We start from the raw sequence: 18,138 nt of genomic DNA on the forward strand, positions 1-18,138 counted from the left end.
CATACGAACTTCCCCTTGTCGCCGTCAACGTGGCTCATTGCAGCCCCGCCAGGTAGCGGCCGCCCTTACGGATGGTCAACACCTGGCGGCGGGGCGTGCCGCGGGTCACGGACAGATGCACCCACTGGTCGTACTCGAGGATGAGCTGATCGAACGGCACGGCACTTTCGCTGATGCGCCGCACGGTTTCACGCGGGCCGACTTCAATTACCGTGAAATCGGCCGCCAGCCCTTGCACATGCTGGCTATTCGAGGCCCCACCAATCAACCGGTTGACCTTTTCACTGCGAAAAGCGCTACTGATAACGATTGGCGCGCCGAACAGCGAGCGCACCTGCTCAAGCGTCTCACACAACAATTGCAGATTGGCCCTGGCTTCGGGAGGGGGGGTGTTATCGGACCCGTCCCTGGCGGCGAGCTGGGAAAAGGTCATTTCATCGAGCGTGAAATGTGGCGTGATAAGCATGGCGAGCGATTCCGACGATAGAGAGGGTGCCGGCCCTGCGGGGCCGACACCTGATCATCAGCTCGTCTCACGCTGCATGGAGCAGGGTTACAGATCCTCTGCTGCCATCATTGCGCTAGAAACGCCACGACCTGTTCGGCATCGAACGGCCAGTGCAACTCGGCACCGTTATCGCAGCGTCGCAGCACTGGAATGATCAGGCCATAGCGCTCGAACAAGTGTTCGCGTTCAGCGATATCGACCAGCTCCACCAGCAGCCCACGGTCGACGAAAGGCATCAGCACCGCCTCGGCCACTTCACACAGGTGGCAACCGAGGGTGCCGAACAATTGGCATTCAGGCAGCATGGGGCAGGTCCCGGTTTGGCATTGAGAAATGCCTATTCTAGGTCTGTCCCGGCCACCCTGCACCTGACCTGGCTCAATCCTGGCTGGTGGCACCAATCCGGTGCAGCGAGAGGTCCGCCCCCTGGAACTCCTGCTCATGGCTCAGGCGCAAGCCATGCACTGCCCGGATCGCGCCGTAAATGGCAAAACCGCCGGCTAATGCCACCAGCACCCCCATCAGGCTACCCAGCAACTGGCTGCTCAGGCTGACACCACCCATTCCGCCCAGGGCAGCCTGGCCGAAGACACCGCAGGCAATGCCACCCCACACCCCGCACAGGCCATGCAGAGGCCACACCCCCAGAACGTCGTCGATCTTCCAGCGATTTTGTGCGGCGGTAAATGTCCAGACGAACAACGCGCCCGCGAGCAGACCGGTGGCCAGTGCGCCGATCGGGTGCATCAGGTCGGAACCGGCGCAGATCGCTACCAACCCTGCCAGCGGCCCGTTATGCAAAAAGCCCGGGTCGTTACGCCCGGCCAGCAAAGCAGACAAAGTGCCGCCAACCATGGCCATCAGCGAGTTGATCGCGACCAGGCCGCTGACACCCTGCAGGGTCTGGGCGCTCATCACGTTGAACCCGAACCAGCCGATGATCAGGATCCACGACCCCAGCGCCAGGAAGGGAATGCTTGAAGGCGCAAACGCCACCAGCCGGCCGTCGCGGTAGCGCCCGCGGCGTGGGCCCAGCAGCAACACCGCCGCCAGCGCCAGCCAGCCGCCCATGGCATGCACCACCACGGAACCTGCAAAGTCATGGAACGGTGCTCCGAAACGTGCCTGCAACCAGGCCTGAAGGCCAAGGTTGCCGTTCCAGACCACACCCTCGAAGAAGGGATAGACGAACGCCACGATCAACGCCGTGGCACACAACTGCGGCACAAAGCGCGCCCGCTCGGCAATGCCCCCAGAGATGATCGCAGGGATTGCCGCAGCGAAGGTCAGCAGGAAGAAGCACTTGACCAGCGCATACCCATGGTCGGCAGCCAGCGTTGCCGCCGGCTGGAAAAAATTGACCCCATAGGCGATCCAGTAACCGATGAAGAAGTACACCAGCGCCGAGATGGCAAAGTCGCTGAGGATTTTCGACAAGGCGTTGACCTGGTTCTTGTGACGCACCGTGCCCACTTCGAGAAAGGCGAAGCCTGCATGCATGGCCAGCACCAGAATGGCGCCCATGAGAATGAACAGGGTATTGGAACCGTGGACCAGGGAGTCCATCGCACTATGCATGTTTTCCATGAATCAGGCAGACCTGCTGAAAAGGCACCAGGACAGTTCAAGAACCTGCATCCATGCACCGATTCGGTGCCAACCCCCTGCCCTGTTTCGGTGTGCCGGGCGGAGCCTGCGTGGTTTTTTCTTGGGTTTGTCGTGGATTGGGTTAAGGTTTATCGGAACCCGCTGCGCTGGCGCCCTGAATCGGCGCAAAAACCGCCTATGGCGCCCCGCAACGTGGCAAAGACTTAGCAAGGCCCATACCAGCATCGGCACTTGAACCTTCCGCGTGTGCTATCACTCGAACTACCAACACTCATCAACAGGGAGAGGCCCATGGCCAGCAAATCGGCAAAGACTGCTCAAGAGATATTGATGGCTGACTTCCAGGCCTTGGTGCGCGACACCGAGAGGCTGCTGGCCGACACCGCCAACCTGGCGGGCGACCAGGCAGACGAACTGCGCGGGCAGATCCACGACCGCCTGGCCCAGGCCCGCGAAACCCTGCAGCTGACCCAGGACTCGGTGCGTGAACGCGGCCAGGCGGCGCTGGGCAGCGCCGAGCAGTACGTGCAGGACAACCCGTGGCAGGCGATCGGAATCGCCGCCGGCGTCGGGCTGTTGATCGGCCTGATGGCTAACCGGCGCTGAGGGGATCCCATGGAGAATGACGCCAACGGCGCCAGCGCCTCGGGCAAGCGCCTGGGCGCGGCCGCGCTGGGGCTGCTGCACAGCCACATCGAACTGTTCGGCATCGAGTTGCAGGAGCAGAAAGGGCGCACCCTGAGCCTGCTGCTGTTCGCAGGCCTCGCCCTGGTTTTTGCCTTGCTGTTGCTTACCGCACTGTCCGGATTGTTGCTGGTGCTGCTGTGGGACAGCTATCGCCTGGCCGGCATCATCGGCCTGTGCGTGTTCTACGGGATGGCCGCGCTGTATTGCGGGATTCGCCTGAAAGCGGCGGTATTCGACGAGTCGTCGCCGTTCGGCGCCACCCTCGAGGAACTCGCCAAGGACCGGGAGCGCCTGTTGCCATGAACCTGCCAGAACTACCCAACACACGTAACCCGCGCGAACTGCGCAAGGCGCTGCTGCGCCTGCGCATGGAAATGCACCGCCAGGAAATCCGGCATGAGTCCGGGCAACTGCTCGAGCCACTGCGCCGCGTGCGCGGCATGGGCAGCTCGCTGCAGGGCGGGCTGGGCATCAAGCATGCGCCGCTGTGGGGGATTGGCGCCGTGGTGGCGCTGGGCTTCCTGACCGGCAAGGGTGTGCGCAGCGGCAACCTGACCCGTCTTGTACGCCTGGGCAGCAGCCTGCTGCCGCTGGTGCGCCTGTACCTGCAAGGCGACCGCCGGCCGTGACCTGAGCGCAGGGCCGCGTTGCGGCCCTTTCGCGAAACAAGGCCGCGCTTGCAGGATATGCTCTGCTCACCGACCTACCGGAGACCGCGCCTTGGAATGGAACACCCTGTTGACCCGCGAACGCCTGGGCAAAGCGTTGTACAGCGCCGATGAGCTCGGCCGCAGCCCTTTTCACAAAGACCACGACCGCATCATCTTCTCCGGAGCATTCCGCCGCCTCGGGCGCAAGACCCAGGTGCACCCGGTTTCCAGCAACGACCACATCCACACCCGCCTGACCCACTCGCTGGAAGTCAGTTGCGTTGGCCGCTCCCTGGGCATGCGCGTTGGCGAAACCTTGCGCGACAGCCTGCCGGACTGGTGCGCGCCCAGCGACCTGGGCATGATCGTGCAGTCGGCCTGCCTGGCCCACGACATCGGCAACCCGCCGTTCGGGCACTCGGGCGAGGACGCCATCCGCCACTGGTTCCAGCAGGCCGCCGGGCGCGGCTGGCTGGACGACATGAGCGACGACGAGCGGGCAGACTTCCTCAACTTCGAAGGCAACGCCCAGGGTTTTCGCGTACTCACCCAGCTGGAGTATCACCAGTTTGACGGCGGCACCCGGCTGACCTATGCCACCCTGGGCACCTATTTGAAGTACCCCTGGAGCGCTCGCCACGCCGACGCCTTGGGTTACAAGAAACACAAGTTCGGCAGCTACCAGAGCGAACTGCCCCTGCTGGAGCAGATCGCCCGCAAGCTCGGCCTGCCGCAGCTGGAGCCCCAGCGCTGGGCCCGCCACCCGCTGGTGTACCTGATGGAGGCTGCCGATGACATCTGCTACGCCTTGATCGACCTGGAAGACGGCCTGGAAATGGAGCTGCTGCAATACGCCGAAGTCGAAGCGTTGCTGCTGGACCTGGTCGGCGATGACCTGCCGGAAACCTACCGCCAGCTAGGTCCAAGGGACTCCCGTCGGCGCAAGCTGGCGATCCTGCGCGGCAAGGCCATCGAGCACCTGACCAACGCCGCCGCCCACGCCTTCGTCGAACAACAGCGGGCCTTGCTGGCCGGGCAGCTGGCAGGCGACCTGGTCGAGCACATGCACGGTCCGGCCAAGCGCTGCGTGCTGCAGGCCAAGGACATGGCGCGCAACAAGATCTTCCAGGACAAGCGCAAGACCCTGCACGAGATTGGTGCCTACACCACCCTGGAAATTCTGCTCAATACCTTCTGTGGTGCTGCACTGGAGCAGCACGGTGGGCGCAGCCCATCCTTCAAAAGCCGCCGGGTGCTGGACCTGATCGGCAACAATGCGCCGGACCCCCACGGTTCGCTGCACAGCGCCTTTCTGCGCATGATCGACTTCATTGCCGGCATGACCGATAGCTACGCCAGCGAAATGGCCCGGGAAATGACCGGGCGCTCCAGCCCGAGCTGAACCTGGCACGGGTGTGGCATGGGCGTCGCTCGGCGCCGCACCCGTGCATTGCAGGAAACTTCCTACATATACAACGACCAAACTAAACAGCACGAATAAAAACCGCCGAAAAGTTACCAATCTCGCTCTGATATCGAATTGAACACGGCAATTTCGTAGTCTGTTTTGTTTTATCTTGTAAGCCATTTCCCATATGGGGCTAATAGCCCTTCCTCGTATGCCCGACGACTTCCAACTGCGATAAGGTGCTGCCTGCCACCCTCCATCGCCCGCAGGGAAGTTCAACATGCATTCAATATTTATTGTCGACGATCACCCCGTCATCCGCCTGGCTGTCCGTATGTTGCTGGAAAACCAGAACTACAAGGTCGTCGGCGAATCGGACAACGGCGTAGACGCCATGCAGATGATTCGCGAAACCGCCCCTGACCTGGTCATCCTCGACATCAGCATTCCCAAGCTGGACGGGCTGGAGGTGCTTTCCCGTTTCCAGGCCATGGCTTTGCCACTGAAAGTTCTGGTGCTGACTGCGCAGTCTCCCGAGTTGTTCGCCGTGCGTTGCATGCATTCGGGTGCCGCAGGCTTCGTGTGCAAGCAGGAAGACCTCAACGAACTGCTCAGTGCAATCAAGGCCGTGCTGGCCGGCTACAACTACTTCCCCAGCCAGGCAATCAAGCACAACCAGGCAGTTGATGCCGACCTGCAACTCTTTCGCCAGGTGAATGACCGCGAACTGATGGTGTTGCAACTTTTTGCGCAGGGTCGCTGCAACAAGGATATTGCCAAGGGCATGTTCCTCAGCAGCAAGACCGTCAGTACCTACAAGAAGCGCCTCATGCACAAACTCAAGGTCAATACGCTGGTCGACCTGATCGACATGGCCAAACGCAACGCGCTGGTCTGAGCATGGTCATGCCCCGCCCTGGCGCCCGCCTGCTGCTCGCCCTGCTGCTGTGCAGTGGCGTGGTACAGGCGACTCATCACGACACCTCCACCTACGCAGTGCTGGCACGCTCGACAGCCCGGCCGACACCGCCTGAGCTTACCCTCGAACAACGGCAGTGGCTGCAAAGCCGGCAGGAGCTGGTGCTGGGCACCTCGGCACCGGACTACCCGCCATTCGACATCACCAGTGGCGGGCGCGACTACCAGGGTCTTACCGCCGAGTATGCAAGCCTGATCGGCGCAGCCTTGCAGTTGCCGGTGCGGGTGCTGCGTTTCTCCAGCCGCCAGGCGGCGGTAGAGGCGCTGCGGCGCGGCGATATCGACCTGCTGGGCAGCGCCAACGGTTACGAAGCGGCCAGCGATGGCCTGGCGCTGTCGCAGCCCTATGCCATCGATCAACCAGTGCTGGTAACGCGTGAAGACGACAGCCGGGCGCTGGACATGGGCCTGAGCGGCATGCGCCTGGGTATGCTCTACCATTATCTGCCGGGGCAGGAAGTGCGCAGCACCTACCCCCAGGCCAGGCTGCAGGCTTTCGGTTCTTCCAGCGAGGCCCTGAGTGCCGTGGCATTCGGCCAGGCCGACGTGTTCATCGGCGACACCATCTCCACTCACTACCAGCTCAGCCGCGGCCACCTGCCCCGCCTGCGCATGGCCAACTTCAGCAAGCACGAGGCCATCGGCTTCGGTTTTGCCTTGCGCCAGCAGGACACACTGCTGCTGGAACTGGTGAATGCCACCCTGGACAGCCAGACCCAGGCCGTGCACGCCAGTATCTTCAAACGCTGGAGCGCTGGCAGCGATCTGTTGCTGACCGACCGCAAACTGCAGTTGACCACCGCCGAGGCGCAGTGGCTCAAAGATCACCCGGTCATGCGCGTGGTGATCGATGATACGGCTGCGCCGCTGTCCTATTTCGATGGTTCAGGGCACTTTCGTGGCATCACCGCCGATCTGCTGGAGCTCATCCGCCTGCGCACCGGCTTGCGATTCGAGGTGCAGCGCGCCAGCGGCATCGCCGACATGCTCGCCCGGCTCAAGGATGGCCGCGCGGATGTCATCGCCGCGTTGGTCAGCGGCGGAGTGCCCGAGGGCGACCTGCAAATCAGCCGGCCTTATCTGGAAAGCGCCTACGTGCTGGTCAGCCGCGACGGCAGCAAGGCATTGGGCACACTGGAGCAGTTGCAGGGGCACCGCATCGCCATCACGCGCTACAGCGACATGGACGCCATGCTGTCCCGGGATTACCCGCAGATTGGCTGGGTCGAAACCGAAAGCGCGTTCTACTCCCTGGCGCTACTCAAGAGTGGCGCCGTGGATGGCGTCATCACCACCCTGATCGATGCCAACCATGCCTTGGCCGGCAACCCCGAGCTGGTCATCCGCACCACCGTCGGCAGCGAACCGGCGAACTTTGCCATGGCGACCAGCGCACCGTCACAGACCCTGGTGTCGATCCTCGACAAGGCCCTGCTGAGCATCTCGCCCGAAGAGCTGGGGGTGATCAACAACCGCTGGCGCGGCTTCGGCCTGCATGACGACGGTAACGGCCAGGGTTACAGTCGGCTGACGCTGCAGGTGGTGCTGGGTACGGCCGTGCTCCTGCTGCTGGCGCTGCTGTGGAACGCCCGGCTGCGCCTGCAGATTCGCCAGCGCCAACGCGCCGAACGCGCGCTGAACGACCAGCTCGCGTTCATGCGCGCGTTGCTCAATGGCACGCCTCACCCCATGTACGTGCGTGACCGCGAGGGCTGCCTGCAAAGCTGCAACTTCAGCTACCTGGAAGCCGTGCAGGCCCGCTCAGACGACATCATCGGCAAGCAGCTGGACGGCAGCCTGTTCGCCGACAGCGAACAGAGCCGGCAAATTCAGGCCGACTACCAGAAAGTCATGGCCGAGGGTTCGCCGCTGATCATGGACCGGCCACTCCGGATCAAGGGCCGGGACATGACCATCTACCACTGGATACTCCCCTACCGAGACTCGCTGGGTGAGGTGCGCGGCATCATCGGCGGCTGGATCGACATCAGCGAACGCCGCCAACTGGTTCTGGAGCTGCGCCAGGCCAAGCAGCAGGCCGACGATGCCAACCGCGCCAAAAGCACCTTCCTGGCCACCATCAGTCACGAAATCCGCACCCCGATGAATGCTGTCATCGGCATGCTCGAACTGGCGGTAAAACGCGCCGACCAGGGTAGGGTGGACCGCAGCGCACTGGAGCTCGCCCACCATTCGGCAAAGGACCTGCTGGGCCTGATAGGCGATATCCTCGATATCGTGCGCATCGAATCCGGGCACTTGTCACTGGCGCCAGAGGCGGTCGACCTGGCCGCCCTGATTGAATCCGTAGGGCGGATTTTCGATGGCCAGGCGCGGCAGAAAGGCCTGGCCCTGGAAGTGACGATCACACCGGCCGCACGCTGCCACGCCTGGCTCGACCCGCTGCGCTTCAAGCAAGTGCTGTCCAACCTGGTGAGCAATGCCATCAAGTTCACCGAACATGGCGGAGTGCGCATCAGCGTCGACCTGCTGGCTGACGACACCGGCAAGCCCGCAGTGCTGGAGCTGGAAGTGCGCGACAGTGGCATCGGCATCCACGCCGATGACCTGCAGCGCCTGTTCAACCCGTTCATCCAGGCCAACCCGCACAGCCAGGGCGCCCGCGCGGGTACCGGGCTGGGCCTGGCGATCTGCCGCAACCTGTGCGAAATGATGGGTGGCAGCCTGAGCATCAAAAGCCTGGAGAGTGTCGGCACCCGGGTGCGCATGAAGATGCCGCTGCAGCAGGTTGATGCTGCAGCACCCACCCCGCTGCCTGAACACCTCGATGTACCCGACCCACGCCTGAACGTCCTGGTGATCGACGACCACCCGGCCAACCTGGAACTGATGGCGCAGCAGCTCGGCTACCTGAACCTGGAGCACACCTGCGCGCGCGATGGCCGCGAGGGCCTGGCCATCTGGCGGGCGGGCGACTTCGATGTGCTGGTGCTCGACTGCAACATGCCGCACATGAACGGTTATCAACTGGCGACCGCCGTGCGCACCGAAGAACGCCATGGCAAGCGTCTGCGCTGCACCATCCTTGGCTACACCGCCAACGCGCAGCCAGAAGTACACCGCAAGTGCTTGAGTGCGGGCATGGATGACTGCCTGCTCAAACCCATCAGCCTGAGCACCCTCAGCCAGCACCTGGCGGGCATTCGTCCGCGCCGGCAGAAAAAACTCAGCCGCACACCCTACAGCCTGGACGGCCTGGCCGCAGTCATCGGGCATGCGCCAGCCGACCGCCAGCGCTTCCTGCTGGCGTTGCAACAGAGCCTGCAGGCCGACCTGGCCACCTTGATGGCGCTGCACCCGGAGCACGACGGCCCTGCGATTGCCGACCACGCCCACAAAGTGCTCAGCGCCGCGCGCATGCTGGAAGCCCCCCGCCTGATGGCGGCCTGCGATGCCTTGGCGGTCAGTGGCTTGCCCTGCGCCCAGCTGCGCCTGCGTCGCCAGTCTCTGGCGCGGCACATGTGCCGGGTGGAACGCGCACTGGCCAAGGAACTGGCCGCAGCGACCTGCACTCAGGCAGGCAGCGAAGCGCGTTAGCTGGTAGACTGCGCGGCGTTATTACCTAAGAGGATTGTTTCATGGCCACAAACCGCTCCCGTCGTCTGCGCAAGAAGCTGTGTGTCGACGAGTTTCAGGAATTGGGCTTCGAGCTGAACCTGGAATTCAAGGAAGATCTGGATGACCAGGCAATCGATGCTTTCCTCGACGCGTTTCTGGCTGAAGCCATGGACGCCAACGGCCTGGACTATGTAGGCGGTGACGATTTCGGCCTGGTGTGCTCGGTCAAGCGCGGCTCAGTCAGCGAAGAGCAACGCGCTGCCGTTGAAGCCTGGCTCAAAGGTCGCAGCGAACTGACCAAAGTCGAGGTCAGCCCGCTGCTCGACGCCTGGTACCCGGAAAAGCCGATCAACAAGGCTGAGTAATACTCGCCTGGTTCAATCGGTAGAAGGCCACCCTCGCGGTGGCCTTTTTTATGCGCGGTGCTTTTTCAGGAAGGGCGCTTTTCCGTCGAACGTGGCGCATCATCGCTGCGCTTGGGGCATAATGCGTAGGCTTTCGTCGTGGGGCCATCATCTCATACAGCCCCAAGCCCATTCCCCTCGCCGCAGGGTATTTACTCGCTATGATCAAAACGCTTCGTCCCCTGATTCTTGCCGGCCTGCTGCTGCCACTTGCCTTGCCCAGCCAGGCCGCCGCCGTCAATACCACGCTCCCCGCCAAGGTCCAGCAGGCCCTCAAGGCCAACAAGTTGCAAGACACCGCCTTGTCACTGGTGATGCTGCCGCTGGACGGTCCCGGCACCGCGACCGTGTTCAATGCCGATGTTTCAGTGAACCCGGCTTCGACCATGAAACTGGTCACCACCTACGCCGCCCTCGAACTGCTGGGCCCGACCTTCCAGTGGAAAACCGAGTTCTACACCGACGGCACCCTGAGCAACGGCGTACTCAACGGCAACCTGTACCTCAAAGGTGGCGGTGACCCGAAACTGAACATGGAAAAACTGTGGCTGCTGATGCGTGACCTGCGCGCCAACGGCGTGCGCACCATCACCGGTGACCTGGTGCTGGATCGCAGTCATTTCGTGCAACCCAACCTGCCGCAGTTCAACGACGACGGCGGCGATGTTAACAAACCCTTTCTGGTCAAGCCCGACTCGCTGCTGGTCAACCTCAAGGCCCTGCGCTTCGTGGCCCGCAACGATGGCGGCAAAGTCACCATCGCGGTCGAGCCACCGATTGCCAGCATCCGCATCGACAACCAGGTCAAGGCAGTGGCGTCCAGGCAGTGTACCGGTGATGTGCGCTACAACCCGGTACCCCAGGCCGATGGCATCAGCGTGACGGTCAGCGGCCAGCTGGGTGACGGCTGCAATTCGCAGACCTACCTGTCGCTGCTCGACCACTCGACTTACGCTGCCGGTGCCGTCCGCGCAATCTGGAACGAGCTGGGTGGCAGCATCCAGGGTGGTGACCGCGTCGAAAACGTTCCCAAGAGCGCTCGCTTGCTGGCCCGTGCCTTCTCGCCAGACCTGGTGGAAGTGATCCGCGACATCAACAAGTACAGCAACAACACCATGGCCCAGCAGTTGTTCCTCAGCCTGGGCGCGCAGTTCCGCACCGATGCCGATGGCGACGATGCCCGTGCCGCCCAGCGCGTGGTGCGCCAGTGGCTGGCGAAAAAAGGTATCACCGCGCCACACCTGGTGATGGAAAACGGCTCTGGCCTGTCGCGCGCCGAGCGGGTCAGCACCCGGGAAATGGCGGCGATGCTGCAGGCCGCCTGGAAAAGCCCCTACGCGGCAGAATTCATGAGCTCGATGCCACTGGTGGGCATGGACGGCACCATGCGCAAGCGCCTGAAGCGCACCGCCATGACCGGTGAAGGGCATATCAAGACCGGCACGCTGAACACCGTGCGGGCGATTGCCGGCTTCAGCCGTGACAGCAACGGCCATACCTGGGCGGTGGCGGCGATCCTCAACGACCCGAAACCGTGGGGCGCATCGCAAGTGCTGGACCAGGTGCTGCTGGACCTGTATCGCCAGCCGAAGCTGGCCGGCAGCACCGCTGCCAACTGATTGCACGGTTCGTCCCGGCGCTTGCGCGGCTAACGCCGCGAAGCGCCGGGACAGGCAAACCACAACTGTTACGCCGACTCGCCCTCCACCCGGTCCCGCCCGGCCTGCTTGGCCGCATACACCCCGGCATCGGCCCGTAGCAGCAACGCATCGGCGCCCTCCCCCGGCCGCCACCCCGCCACGCCAAAGCTCGCGGTGACCGTGCCCACCCCCTCCACCGACAGATTGCGCAGCCCTTGCCACAACTCCAGCGCCAGCAGCCGTGCCTGCTCGGCATCGCTGCCCGGGCACAGCACCATGAACTCCTCCCCCCCCAACCGGCAGAACACATCGGTACGCCGCAAGCGCTGGCCGATGCGCTGACACAGGCTACGCAGCACCCGGTCGCCCACGGCATGGCCAAAGCGGTCATTGATACGCTTGAAGTGATCGATGTCGAGCATGATCACCGCCAGCGCCAGGCCATCGCGATCAGCCCGTTCCAGCTCCACCTTGAGCCGCTCCTGGAAGTAGCGGCGGTTATGAATGCCGGTCAGCGAGTCGGTGACCGACAGCGCCCGTAACTCCTCCTCCACGCCCTTGAGGTCGGAGATATCGGTGAGATAGCCGTGCCACAGGGTGCAGCCCTGCTCGCCCACCTCCGGTGTGGCCTCGCCACGCACCCAGCGCAGGCCGGCCCGTGGCAGGCAGACGCGGTATTCTTCCCGCCAGGGCGACAGGTGTTCGGCCGAGTACCAGACGGAACGGCGCACACGGTCCAGGTCATCGGGGTGAATACGCTCGAAAACCGGCGTGGCATCTTCGCGCAACTGCTGCAGATCGACTTCGTAGATGTCGTACAGGCCCATGCTCGCGTACGGAAAGCACGAGTGGCCGTCGGCATCCAGCCGATACTGGTAGATACCACCGGGTACCTCGGCACTGAGCTTTTCCAGCAAGCGGTCACGCGCGGCCAGCGCCTCATGCACCCGGCGCCGCTCGGTCACATCGATGCAAATGGCCAGGTAGCCAACCCACAAACCCTGCTCGTCAAGCATGGCGGTGACCAGCATGTTGGCCACCAGCTGGCTGCCATCGGCGCGCAACAAGGTCCATTCGCCGGGTTCGCAGCCCTGCTCCCGAACCGTCTCGGCAAACATGGCTTGGCCGCCGGCAATGGGGCGACCAAAGCGCAGGCTCATGGCCTGCGCACGCAAGCTCAATTCCTCTGGGAGCACCAGGTTTTCAAGGCGCAACTGGCCGATCGCCGCGCTGGCCGGATAGCCGAGCATCTGCTCGGCACCGGCATTGAAGGTAGTGACCACGCCCTTGAGGTTGGTGGCGATGATGGCGACCTGGGTCGCAGCATCCAGCACGCTGCGCAGCTGGTTGTGGGTGCCACGCAGCGACTGCTCGCTGACCCGTAGCTCTGCGGTGCGCTGCTCGACGAGGGCCAGGGCACGCTGCCTCTGGCTGAACAGGCTGTACAGCAGGACACTGAGCAGCAGGCTCAACAGCCCGCCCAGCAGGCTGATTGCCAGCACCGCAGATGAACGATTGGCCTGCACGAACGCCAGGCTCGGTCGAATACTCAACTGGAATTGATGGTCAGCCAGGTGCAGCAGCCGGTTGCTGGCCAATGACAAACGCGCGACCTGGTTCTGCGAGTCGAACAGTACTTCGGGGCCTTGCAGCCCGGTCGGGTCGACAATAGTAACGACCAGATTGTCATCGGCCGCCACCGGCCGGCCATCACTGACCAGCTGCCGCATGCTCAACAAGGCCATCACATAGCCCGCTGCCGCGCCGTGGGGGTTGGCATCGGAAAACACCGGCGCAACCATCAGCAGGGCACGCGCATCCGAGGTGCCATCGAACAGGGCAATTGGCTCGGACACCGCCATGCTGTCCGGTCCTAGGGCACGTGCAAGGGCCGCCTGAGGAACACCTTGCCCGGCCAGGTCCAGACCAGGCGGCAATCCGGGCATTTCAGCCGGCTGGGTATACAGCACCGGGAAGTAATGGTCGCGCAGTGGCGCATCGCGCCACTGGCCTTGCGAGTCCTGGTCACGGATCGCATAGCCCGAGCCGGAATCGGCCAGGCGCTCGAACTCGGCCCGCTGCCCGGCTTCGACCCGCGGCGCCCAGGCATAGGCCAAGGTCCGGTGGAGCAATGGCCGGGCATAACCGTCGAATTCGCGCGGGGTAATTTCGTGGGAGAAGCTGAAGAACCGCCGCAGCCCGGCCAGGCGCTGCTGCTGTTCGTCAAAACGCTCGGCGATACGGCTGAAGCGTTCGCTGGCCAGCAGCTCGAAACGCTGGCGCAACTGCTGCTTGTATAAAGACTGCGCGGCAAGCGCCAGGGCGGCCGTCAACAAAGCGCCCGCTACCAGCGCCACCAGTGCGAGCGCCCAGGCGGACACCGCTTCTGTGCACAGGCCAGATAACCTCGCACGCACGCCATGCTTTGACATACACACATCTCGTCACGTCAGCGTCCTGCGGATTATCTTGCCCTGCCCTCAGTTATAGCTATTGGCCATCAGCCGCGCAATGTACCTCGTCGCCTCAGCGCAATTGCAGGCGCCAGGCCCGGTGGATACGGTTGTTGCGAGCGAAGTCCGGGTCCAGGGTCTGGGCTGTGATTTCCTCGACTGCGTAACGCGCCATCAGGTGCTCGTCCAGCTGGAACTTGCGGAAGTTGTTGGAGAAGTACAGCACGCCGCCCGGCTCCAGGCGGGCCATGGCCAGGTCCAGCAGTTGCACGTGGTCGCGCTGCACGTCGAACACGCCTTCCATACGCTTGGAGTTGGAGAAAGTTGGCGGGTCGATGAAGATCAGGTCGTAGCTGTCGCGGTTGCCTTCCAGCCAGGCCATCACATCGCTCTGCTCCAGGCGATTGCGCTCGGAGAAGCCATTGAGCGCCAGGTTGCGCCGCGCCCAGTCCAGGTAGGTTTTCGACAAGTCCACGCTGGTGGTGCTGCGCGCCCCGCCCTTGGCCGCATGCACGGTAGCCGTCGCGGTGTAGCAGAACAGGTTGAGGAAGCGCTTGCCGGCGGCTTCACGCTGGATGCGCATGCGCATCGGCCGGTGGTCGAGGAACAGCCCGGTGTCGAGGTAATCGGTGAGGTTGACCAGCAGCTTGACGCCACCTTCGCTCACTTCCTGGAAGCGGCCTTCAGTCGCCTGGCGCTCGTACTGGCGCGTACCGCTCTGCCGTTCGCGGCGCTTGAGCACCACACGCTGCGGCGAAATGCCCAGCGCTTGCGGGATGGCCGCCAGCGCATCGAGCAGGCGCGCCTGGGCCTTTTCCGGGTCGATCGAACGTGGCGCGGCGTATTCCTGCACGTGCACCCAGTCATGGTACAGGTCGACTGCCAGGGCGTACTCCGGCATGTCGGCATCATACAGGCGGTAGCAGTCGACCTGCTCGCGACGGGCCCACTTGCCCAGTTGCTTGAGGTTTTTCTGCAGGCGGTTGGCGAACATCTGCGCGCCTTCCGACAAACGCGCCGGCTCGCTGGCCACAGCGGCCTGCTGGCGAGGTTCGCTGCCTTCAGGTTGGGCCTCGCGGCGCTCGCCGGTGACGAACTGGTCGGGCTGCACCTTGAACAGCAGCAGCTTGCACGGCAAGGCGCCGTTCCAGAACGCGTATTGCTTGTGGCTGCGAATGCCCATGCGCTTGCCCAGCTGAGGCGCGCCGGTGAACACCGCGGCCTCCCAGCCCATGCATGCCTGACGCAGGCGCTCGCCAAGGTTCTGGTAGAGATACAGCAGGCTGGCTTCGTCACCCAGGCGCTCGCCGTAGGGTGGGTTGCTGATGACCAGACCTTTCTGGTTCTGGTCCGGGCGCGGCTCGAAGCTGCTGACTTCGCCCTGGTAGATTTTCACCCAGTCGCCCAGCCCGGCACGCTCGACGTTGTTGCGACCCGGCTGGATCAGCCGCGGATCGGCTTCGTAGCCACGGATCCACAGCGGCGGCCTGGCCAGGCCGGCCTGCGCCCGCGCCTGGGCCTCGTCATGCACCTTGCGCCACAGCGCTGGCACGTGACCAAGCCAGGCACTGAAGCCCCAGCGTTCACGCTTGAGGTTGGGGGCGATGTCGGCGGCGATCATCGCCGCTTCGACCAGGAAGGTACCCACGCCGCACATCGGGTCGGCCAGCGCGCCACCTTCGGCGGCGATACGTGGCCAGCCAGCACGGATCAGCACCGCCGCTGCCAGGTTTTCCTTCAGTGGCGCAGCACCTTGCTGCAGGCGGTAGCCACGCTGGTGCAGGCTGTGCCCCGACAGGTCGAGGGAGAGAATCGCCTCGCCACGGTCCAGGCGCAGGTGTACGCGCACGTCCGGGTCGATCTTTTCAACCGATGGGCGCAGGCCTTCGCGGTTGCGCAGCTTGTCGACTATGGCATCCTTGACCTTCAGCGCGCCGAAGTGGGTGTTGTCGATGCCCGAGCCGTGGCCGCTGAATTCCACCGCCAGGGTGCCGTCAGCCGCCAGGTGGTCGGCCCAGTCCAGCGCATTGACGCCATCGTAGAGGTCGTCGGCGTTCTTCATGGAGAAGCGCTTGAGCACCAGCAGCACGCGGTTGGCCAGGCGTGACCAGACGCACAGACGGTAGGCGGTTTCCATGTCGGCTTCGCCGCGAATGGCCGAGGTGTGCTCACGCACCTCCTCCAGGCCGAGGCTCCGGGCCTCTTCGGCGAGCAGGCCTTCCAGGCCTTTGGGGCAAGTGAGATAAAGTTCGAAACGGTCCGACATGAGTAATCCAGCGCCTTTGGGCTATTTGACTGACGGGGCGACGCATCGCCCCGCGATGTTTGCCCGCATGCCTTCCAGCAGGCGTGCGGGTGGCCTTTGCTGCACGCAAGCGTGCCTTGCAAGGCCGGGCCGCCTGACCGATCTGCGCTTGGCCCAGTGGCAAAGACAGCTTAGATCATCAGGCAGTATTAAAAATTCTGGCGATTACCGGGCCCATGTGACCCTTCGTCGCATTTCAAATTATTCTGTCACACGCCAACTGCGCTGGCGAAATGACGTCAATGATCGGCAAACCCCGATCATAGCGGGCTCAACGCCAAACAAGGTTGAGTCGCATTTATTTACTTATCTCCTCACCCTCGGAAAGGTTACGTCCTTATGACAAATCGATCATTCACAGGGTGACTCGCATTCGTTAGAACTGGTCTCAGGCCGCTTCGCAACGAGGCGGCACCTTCAGCTCGCCACGCCGGCAGCGAGCGCAAACCGGCAGAAAGACTCTGCCCGGCCTCGGAGAGGCCGACGGGACATTACAGTCAACAAGTGAGGGCAACACCCTATGAGAAGACTTAAGCGTGATCCGTTGGAAAGAGCATATTCACGTGGCTACCAATACGGGGTCACCGGCAAATCCCGCGAACTTTGCCCCTTCAATCTTCCTTCTGTTCGCCAAGCCTGGATCAACGGCTGGCGTGAAGGTCGCGGTGATAACTGGGACGGAATGACTGGCACCGCTGGCATCCATAGACTCAACGAAAATCACGCCGTTGGCTGATCGAGGACACTGAATTCGAGTTACCATGCGCGCCCCATCCGGGCGGCGGGCTACGGCCCAGGGGCCCCTTGATGGGGCCCTTTTTCATGCCTGCCGTTCAAGCCTTCGGTAGCGCCGCAATGGCATCCACCGACTCGCGAATCAGCGACGGCCCCTTGTAGATGAAGCCCGAGTAGATCTGCACCAGGCTCGCCCCGGCAGCGATTTTCTCGGCGGCATGGCGGCCTTCGGTAATACCGCCGGCAGCGATGATCGGCAACTTGCCGCCCAGCTCACCCGCCAGCACCTTGACGATGTGCGTGCTCTTCTCCAGCACTGGCGCGCCCGACAGGCCGCCCGCCTCGCCACCATACGGCAGCGCTTCGACACCTTCACGGCCCAGCGTGGTGTTGGTGGCAATCACCCCGTCCATGCCCGATTCCATCAGTGCGGCGGCCACCAGGGCGGTTTCTTCATCGCTCATGTCAGGGGCAATCTTGATCGCCAGCGGCACGCGCTTGCCATGACTGACGGCCAGCTGCTCGCGGCGCTCGGCCAGGGCATCGAGCAACTGCTTGAGCGAGTCGCCGAACTGCAGGCTGCGCAGGCCGGGGGTGTTGGGCGAACTGACATTGACCGTGACATAGCTGGCGGCGCTATACACTTTGTCCAGGCAGATCAGGTAGTCATCGACGGCGCGCTCCACCGGGGTATCGAAGTTCTTGCCGATGTTGATGCCCAGTACACCGCTGTAGCGCGAAGCACGCACGCGGCCGAGCAGGTGATCGACACCCAGGTTGTTGAAGCCCATGCGGTTGATGATGGCCGTCGCTTCCGGCAGGCGGAACAGCCGCGGCTTGGGGTTGCCCGGCTGTGGCCGCGGGGTGACCGTGCCGATTTCGACAAAGCCGAAGCCCAGCTGGGCGAACCCGTCGATGGCCGCGCCGTTCTTGTCCAGGCCTGCCGCCAGGCCCACCGGGTTGGCGAAGTTCAAGCCCATGACCGTGACCGGCAATGCCGCAGGCTGCTTGCACAGCACACCGTTGAGGCCAAGACGGCCACCGGCGCCGATCAGGTCCAGGGACAGGTCGTGGGAGGTTTCCGGGGAAAGCTTGAACAGCAGCTGGCGGGCCAGGGTATACATGGGCGGGCAAGGCTCAGGGTGAGTGAGGGGGCGATTATAGCCAGCGAGGGGCTGGCAGG

15 protein-coding genes are annotated in these 18,138 nt (G+C 63.5%); 9 read left to right on the forward strand and 6 right to left on the reverse strand.

The genetic code is table 11. From position 1 onward, the window contains the following. Positions 1 to 34: 34 nt before the first annotated feature. The 3 genes from AC5O5I_RS19860 to AC5O5I_RS19870 form a co-directional block, all read right to left on the reverse strand. Entirely contained in the window at positions 35 to 466 is a 432-nt protein-coding gene (locus tag AC5O5I_RS19860) for a D-Ala-D-Ala carboxypeptidase family metallohydrolase (RefSeq protein ID WP_172229129.1), read from the reverse strand. Positions 467 to 573: 107 nt separating this feature from the next. Continuing rightward, positions 574 to 813, reverse strand: coding sequence for a glutaredoxin family protein (locus AC5O5I_RS19865; protein ID WP_172229131.1), 240 nt, complete (start codon positions 811 to 813; stop codon positions 574 to 576). Positions 814 to 886: 73 nt separating this feature from the next. Continuing rightward, positions 887 to 2,095: an ammonium transporter gene (locus AC5O5I_RS19870; RefSeq protein WP_172229133.1), complete on the reverse strand. Its 1,209-nt coding sequence runs from the start codon at positions 2,093 to 2,095 to the stop codon at positions 887 to 889. Positions 2,096 to 2,407: 312 nt separating this feature from the next. On the opposite strand from AC5O5I_RS19870, the gene AC5O5I_RS19875 reads away from it, so the two are divergent. From AC5O5I_RS19875 to dacB, 8 genes are all read left to right on the forward strand, one after another. Next, positions 2,408 to 2,722, forward strand: coding sequence for an ElaB/YgaM/YqjD family protein (locus tag AC5O5I_RS19875; RefSeq protein ID WP_172229135.1), 315 nt, complete (start codon positions 2,408 to 2,410; stop codon positions 2,720 to 2,722). Positions 2,723 to 2,731: 9 nt separating this feature from the next. Beyond that, positions 2,732 to 3,106, forward strand: a complete 375-nt coding sequence (locus AC5O5I_RS19880; protein ID WP_172229137.1) for a phage holin family protein — start codon at positions 2,732 to 2,734, stop codon at positions 3,104 to 3,106. Next, positions 3,103 to 3,432 (forward strand): hypothetical protein, encoded by a 330-nt coding sequence (locus tag AC5O5I_RS19885; RefSeq protein WP_172229139.1) that lies wholly within the window; start codon positions 3,103 to 3,105, stop codon positions 3,430 to 3,432. Before AC5O5I_RS19880 ends, AC5O5I_RS19885 begins: the two co-directional genes overlap by 4 nt. A gap of 91 nt (positions 3,433 to 3,523) precedes the next feature. Continuing rightward, the gene (locus tag AC5O5I_RS19890) at positions 3,524 to 4,855 is read left to right on the forward strand and encodes a deoxyguanosinetriphosphate triphosphohydrolase (RefSeq protein WP_172229141.1); all 1,332 of its coding nucleotides are present in this window, start codon (positions 3,524 to 3,526) and stop codon (positions 4,853 to 4,855) included. 286 nt (positions 4,856 to 5,141) lie between these two features. Next, on the forward strand, positions 5,142 to 5,759 hold the full coding sequence (locus AC5O5I_RS19895) for a response regulator transcription factor (RefSeq protein ID WP_172286472.1): 618 nt from the start codon (positions 5,142 to 5,144) through the stop codon (positions 5,757 to 5,759). A gap of 8 nt (positions 5,760 to 5,767) precedes the next feature. Beyond that, positions 5,768 to 9,397, forward strand: a complete 3,630-nt coding sequence (locus AC5O5I_RS19900; RefSeq protein WP_494511417.1) for an ATP-binding protein — start codon at positions 5,768 to 5,770, stop codon at positions 9,395 to 9,397. A gap of 41 nt (positions 9,398 to 9,438) precedes the next feature. Beyond that, positions 9,439 to 9,783, forward strand: a complete 345-nt coding sequence (locus AC5O5I_RS19905; protein ID WP_172286470.1) for a YggL family protein — start codon at positions 9,439 to 9,441, stop codon at positions 9,781 to 9,783. Positions 9,784 to 9,983: 200 nt separating this feature from the next. Continuing rightward, on the forward strand, positions 9,984 to 11,441 hold the full coding sequence (dacB, locus tag AC5O5I_RS19910; protein WP_172228269.1) for a D-alanyl-D-alanine carboxypeptidase/D-alanyl-D-alanine endopeptidase: 1,458 nt from the start codon (positions 9,984 to 9,986) through the stop codon (positions 11,439 to 11,441). Positions 11,442 to 11,509: 68 nt separating this feature from the next. Here dacB and AC5O5I_RS19915 read toward each other — a convergent pair whose 3' ends face one another. Then, entirely contained in the window at positions 11,510 to 13,894 is a 2,385-nt protein-coding gene (locus AC5O5I_RS19915; protein WP_494511418.1) for a sensor domain-containing diguanylate cyclase, read from the reverse strand. 94 nt (positions 13,895 to 13,988) lie between these two features. Further along, positions 13,989 to 16,181, reverse strand: coding sequence for a bifunctional 23S rRNA (guanine(2069)-N(7))-methyltransferase RlmK/23S rRNA (guanine(2445)-N(2))-methyltransferase RlmL (gene rlmKL / locus AC5O5I_RS19920; protein WP_172228290.1), 2,193 nt, complete (start codon positions 16,179 to 16,181; stop codon positions 13,989 to 13,991). A gap of 559 nt (positions 16,182 to 16,740) precedes the next feature. On the opposite strand from rlmKL, the gene rmf reads away from it, so the two are divergent. Continuing rightward, positions 16,741 to 16,956, forward strand: a complete 216-nt coding sequence (gene rmf, locus AC5O5I_RS19925; RefSeq protein ID WP_003248687.1) for a ribosome modulation factor — start codon at positions 16,741 to 16,743, stop codon at positions 16,954 to 16,956. Between the two features lie 97 nt (positions 16,957 to 17,053). Here rmf and AC5O5I_RS19930 read toward each other — a convergent pair whose 3' ends face one another. Beyond that, on the reverse strand, positions 17,054 to 18,079 hold the full coding sequence (locus AC5O5I_RS19930) for a quinone-dependent dihydroorotate dehydrogenase (protein ID WP_172228292.1): 1,026 nt from the start codon (positions 18,077 to 18,079) through the stop codon (positions 17,054 to 17,056). Positions 18,080 to 18,138: the final 59 nt, after the last annotated feature.

It is taken from the genome of Pseudomonas sp. 9_2_1, from assembly GCF_059295275.1.